Consider the following 4,607-nt stretch of genomic DNA (forward strand, 5'->3'; position numbering starts at 1 on the left):
CGCGCGCGCCCAGTGACGTAGGGCGCGGCACCTCCCGGCGCTCCACCTTGGCCACCAGCCTGTCGGCCGTTCCGGGGCGCCCCGGTCCGGCCAGCTCTCGCTCTGTCCGCCGAAGGATCGCGTCTAGAACGCGCTCCCTCATCGGACAGGACGCCAGCAGGATAAGCGAGGTTTGAGGGGCGGGGATAAGGGATGTGAAAAATTTTTTTTGCCAGCGTTTACAGGTTCGTAGGGCGGATTAGCGACCCCCGGCCGCGACAGCTCAACTCGATGAAGGCGGGAGCGTAATCCGCCGCTCCGCTTGCACGGCGGCGGATTACGCCTACCGCCTTCGCCTGTTGGAACAGCCGTGCTCTCGGCCGGCTAATCCGCCCTACGGGACATGAGGCATCTCATGGCTGCTCGCCGTCATAACCCTCGACGATCAGAATATCGGCATCGGCGTGCGGGCTGCGGATCGCGACCAGCCGGGCGTATTCCGGCGAATTGTAGCAGGCGAGCGCGGTCTCATAGTCCTTGAATTCGAGGACCACGTTGCGCGAACGGGCGGTGCCTTCCTTGGATTCGTGCTTGCCCCCGCGCACCAAAAACTTCGCGCCGTATTTGTTGAAGACGGCACCGTTCTGTTCGACGTAGGGCTTGTAGCCGTCCGGGTTATGCACATCGACGCGTGCGATCCAGTAACCTTTTGCCATTTGCACTCTCCCTTTGGTCTTATTTAACCGCCTGCGCGATCTCGGCCGCGATGGCATCCGCCGCAGCTTTCGGATCGGGCGCTTCCAGGATCGGCCGGCCGACCACCAGATAGTCCGCGCCGGCCGCGATCGCACGAGCCGGCGTCATGATGCGCTTCTGATCACCGGTGGCGGCTCCCGCAGGGCGAATGCCGGGCGTCACCAGATTCATCTGATGGCCCACGACCTTGCGCAAGGCGGCGGCCTCTTCCGGCGAGCACACCAGACCGTCGACGCCGAGCACCTGCGCCTGCTGCGCGCGGGCTTCCACCAGATCGGATACGCCGAGACGGTAACCCGCCGCGTGAAGATCGCCGTCGTCATAGGACGTCAGCACGGTGACGGCGAGAATCTTCAGGCTTGATCCGGCGCGCCCTTCGACCGCCGCCTTCATGGTTTGCGGATAGGCGTGCACGGTCAGGAAGGTTGCGCCGAGGGCGGCGACGCTTTCAACGCCGCGGGCGACCGTGTTGCCGATATCGTGCAGTTTGAGATCGGCGAAAACCTTTTTGCCGGCGCCCACGAGTTGACGCACCAGTGGCAATCCGCCGGCATAAGCAAGCTGATAGCCGATCTTGTAGAACGTCACGCTGTCGCCGAGCCGCGCGATCATGGCGTCCGCCGCGGCGAGCGAGGGCAGATCCAGCGGCACGATCAGGCGATCGCGGGGGGCAATGGTCACGGGGTGCATGTCACCTCACATCATGCGCTGGGAGACGTCGATCAATTGCCGTACCACCGCGTCGAGCGCGTCGATATCGCCGGGATGTTTCAGCCTGTCCATATCGTCATAAGCCTGATCGGCGAACGAGAGCGCGAGCTGGTTGGGGATCACGGTGGCGTGGCAGGCCGACAGGATCAGTCGCAGCGCCGCCAGACACCGCGTGCCGCCAAGCCGGCCTCCCGACGCCGCCGCAATCGCAAAGGCGCGCTCGCGAAACACCTGGCCGCGGGTCTCATGGGCGTCCTGCACGCGGCTCACCCAGTCGATGGCATTCTTGAGCAGCGGCGGCAGCGACGAATTGTATTCCGGCGAAACGATGAGAATGCCATGGTGGGCGCCGATCATGCGCTTGAGATTGACCGCATTCTTCGGCACGCCGGATTTGGTCTGCAGGTCGCCGTCGTAAATAGGCAATGGAAAATCGCCGAGCGAAATGCGGGTCACTTCAACACCGGCCCGGACGAATTCCTGCGCGGCGGCGGCCGCCAGCTTGGCATTGAGCGAACCGGTGCGGAGCGAGCCGGGGATAACAAGGATTTTCAGCGCGGGCATGATTTCAATCGCGTTCAGGACGAGCCCGGCGCGCCGCGACGGCGCCGGACGATCAGCCCTTGCGATACACCCAGACGCGTGCGGGCGGAAGGTTCATCCATATCCGTTCGGAAGCTTCCGTGGAGACGCCCGGCAGTGATCTTGGAATTGGCGGCGCGACCGAATAGGTAAACTGCACAAACGGCGATCCCGGGGACATCGCGACAAAGGCCTCGCGGATCAGTTTGAGGCGGGTCAGCATCGGCTTGGTGACAAGAGGCAGGCCGGAGACGACGGCGGATGCGGGCGCGCTCAGCACGTTCCATAGCGAATCCCGCAGCGTGTAGGCGTCACCCTGCACTACCGTAGCTTGTGGATAGCGGTCGCGCAGCAGCGCACAGAAGCCCGGATTGTATTCGACGAGCACGAGGCGCTTCTGATCGACACCTTGCGCAATCAGCGCATTGGTGATCGCGCCGGTACCAGGCCCGAGTTCGATGACCGGCGCATCGGAATGAACGTCGACATACTGCGCCATGGTGCGCGCCAGCACGCGGCCCGAGGGCATCACCGCGCCCACGTGAAGCGGCTTTTCGATCCATGAGCGGAGAAAACGAACCTCGTCGTCGAGACGGAGAGGCTTTTTCAACGCGCGCACGGAGGATTGCAGAGGCATGTCGCTACCAGGCGGGACCGCAGTTTACGCGGAGTGTCAGAAATTAGTCATAAAGAGGTATAGGCAGCAGCCGAACGGGTCAAGCCGAACGGTCCCGCGCATGGTCCGCCAAAGTGTGAGCGGTTTGGCGATAAGACTATGCGCTTCCTTGGATTTTAGCGCGGTCGAACGCAAAACCGGACCCACTTTTGCTGACCGCGCTATGTATTGGCGCGGGTCCCGAAGAAGTCCTTGACCTTAGTGAAGAAACCCACGGCCTCGGGCTGGGTTGCACCGGAGGATAATTTTTCGAATTCGGCCAGAAGCTCCTGCTGCTTTCTGGTCAGATTCTGCGGCGTTTCGACCACAACCTGCACGTACATGTCGCCGGTCTGGCGCGAGCGGAGCACCGGCATGCCTTTTGATGCAATGCGAAAGCGCCGGCCGGACTGGGTTCCGGACGGTATTTTCACCTTGGTCTTGCCCTTGTCGATGGTCGGGACCTCGAATTCGCCGCCCAAGGCCGCGGCCACCATCGAGATCGGCACCCGGCAATGCAGGTCAGCGCCATCGCGCTGGAAGAACTGGTGGCTCGCCAGCGACAGGAAAATATAGAGGTCGCCGGGCGGTCCGCCGCGGACCCCGGCCTCGCCTTCGCCGGCAAGCCGGATCCGGGTGCCGTCCTCCACGCCTTGCGGAATATTGACCGACAATGTCCGATCGCGGGTCACACGTCCGGAGCCCGAGCAGGAAGGACACGGGTCTTCGATCATCTGGCCGCGGCCCTGGCAACCGGGGCAGGTCCGCTCCAGCGTGAAAAATCCCTGTGCCTGACGCACCCGGCCGGCGCCGCTGCACACCGAGCAGGTCTTCGGCTTGGTGCCGGCCTTGGCGCCGGTGCCGGAGCAGGAGTCGCAGGTGACCGAAACCGGGATTTCGATCTGCGCGGTCTTGCCCAAAAAGGCTTCCTCGAGCGTGATTTCCATATTGTAGCGCAGATCTGCGCCGCGCTCGCGCCCGCTGCCGCGGCCGCGCTGCCCGGCCATGCCGAACAAATCCTCGAAAATGTCGGAAAATGAGGAGGCAAAACCGGCGCCGAAGCCGGGGCCGCCGGCGCCGCCCTGCTCGAACGCCGCGTGACCGAACCGGTCATAGGCGGCGCGCTTGTCGCCGTCCTTGAGGACTTCGTAGGCTTCGTTGATTTCCTTGAAGCGCATTTCGCTGGTGGCGTCGCCGGGATTCTTGTCCGGGTGCCATTTCATGGCGAGCTTTCGAAAGGCCGCCTTGAGCTTGGAATCGTCCGCGGTCCGCTCGACCTCAAGGGTTTCGTAGTAGCAGCGCTTGGTGGACATCCGTCAAATCCGCCCGAAGTTCGTCGTCATCCCGTAGGGCATTCAAGGAACGCGCCATCAAGATGCAGCCCCCCGCTTAACGAAAAATGACCCCCATCCTCCGAGACGCGCTGCGCGCTCTTCAGGACGGGGGCCATGGCAATCCTCGCCGCTTATGCCGACTTCTTGTTGTTCTTGTCGTCGTCGACTTCGGTGAACTCCGCGTCGACAACGTCGTCCTTCGCAGCATCCTTGGCGGCATCGCTCTCGGCCTGCTGCTTGTACATCGCCTCCCCAAGCTTCATGGAAGCCTGCGCCAGCGTGTTGGTCTTGGCCTTTATCGCTTCGGCATCGTCACCCTTCAGCGCTTCCTTCAAATCGCTGACGGCGTCCTCGATGGCGCGGCGCTCGCTCTCCTCGACCTTGGAGCCATGTTCGGCCAGCGCCTTCTCGGTTGAATGCACCAGCGAATCGGCGTGGTTCTTGGCGTCCACCGCCTCGCGGCGCTTCTTGTCCTCCGCGGCGTTGGCCTCGGCGTCCTTGACCATCTTCTGAATATCAGCTTCGGACAGACCGCCGGACGCCTGGATGCGGATCTGCTGCTCCTTGCCGGTCGCCTTGTCCTTTGCCGA

The 4,607-nt window shown here is 63.2% G+C and carries 6 protein-coding genes; all 6 read right to left on the reverse strand.

Annotated features, from left to right (window positions below):
* Positions 1-392 precede the first annotated feature (392 nt).
* Positions 393-695, reverse strand: a complete 303-nt coding sequence (locus VGP39_RS05280; protein WP_327567055.1) for a DUF1330 domain-containing protein — start codon at positions 693-695, stop codon at positions 393-395.
* Positions 696-714: 19 nt separating this feature from the next.
* A complete protein-coding gene (gene pyrF, locus VGP39_RS05285) occupies positions 715-1,425 on the reverse strand; it encodes an orotidine-5'-phosphate decarboxylase (protein ID WP_327567056.1) in 711 nt (236 codons plus the stop codon).
* Positions 1,426-1,431: 6 nt separating this feature from the next.
* Positions 1,432-2,010, reverse strand: a complete 579-nt coding sequence (locus VGP39_RS05290) for an NAD(P)H-dependent oxidoreductase (RefSeq protein ID WP_327567057.1) — start codon at positions 2,008-2,010, stop codon at positions 1,432-1,434.
* A 52-nt stretch (positions 2,011-2,062) separates the two neighbouring features.
* A complete protein-coding gene (locus tag VGP39_RS05295) occupies positions 2,063-2,665 on the reverse strand; it encodes a class I SAM-dependent methyltransferase (protein WP_327567058.1) in 603 nt (200 codons plus the stop codon).
* 200 nt (positions 2,666-2,865) lie between these two features.
* Positions 2,866-3,996 (reverse strand): molecular chaperone DnaJ, encoded by a 1,131-nt coding sequence (gene dnaJ / locus VGP39_RS05300; protein ID WP_327567059.1) that lies wholly within the window; start codon positions 3,994-3,996, stop codon positions 2,866-2,868.
* 152 nt (positions 3,997-4,148) lie between these two features.
* Positions 4,149-4,607, reverse strand: a 459-nt coding sequence (locus VGP39_RS05305; protein WP_327567060.1) for an Hsp70 family protein, incomplete at its 5' end; no start/stop codon positions are given.

Origin of the sequence: Bradyrhizobium sp. (assembly GCF_036009065.1) — a bacterium.
Taxonomy (GTDB): Bacteria; Pseudomonadota; Alphaproteobacteria; order Rhizobiales; family Xanthobacteraceae; genus Bradyrhizobium.

What these genes read in the sequence shown, in the direction of transcription:
- VGP39_RS05295 (WP_327567058.1), bottom strand. Translation starts at nt 2,665, where the DNA reads ATGCCTCTGCAATCCTCCGTGCGCGCGTTGAAAAAGCCTCTCCGTCTC.
- VGP39_RS05280 (WP_327567055.1), bottom strand. Translation starts at nt 695, where the DNA reads ATGGCAAAAGGTTACTGGATCGCACGCGTCGATGTGCATAACCCGGAC.
- pyrF (WP_327567056.1), bottom strand. Translation starts at nt 1,425, where the DNA reads ATGCACCCCGTGACCATTGCCCCCCGCGATCGCCTGATCGTGCCGCTG.
- dnaJ (WP_327567059.1), bottom strand. Translation starts at nt 3,996, where the DNA reads ATGTCCACCAAGCGCTGCTACTACGAAACCCTTGAGGTCGAGCGGACC.
- VGP39_RS05290 (WP_327567057.1), bottom strand. Translation starts at nt 2,010, where the DNA reads ATGCCCGCGCTGAAAATCCTTGTTATCCCCGGCTCGCTCCGCACCGGT.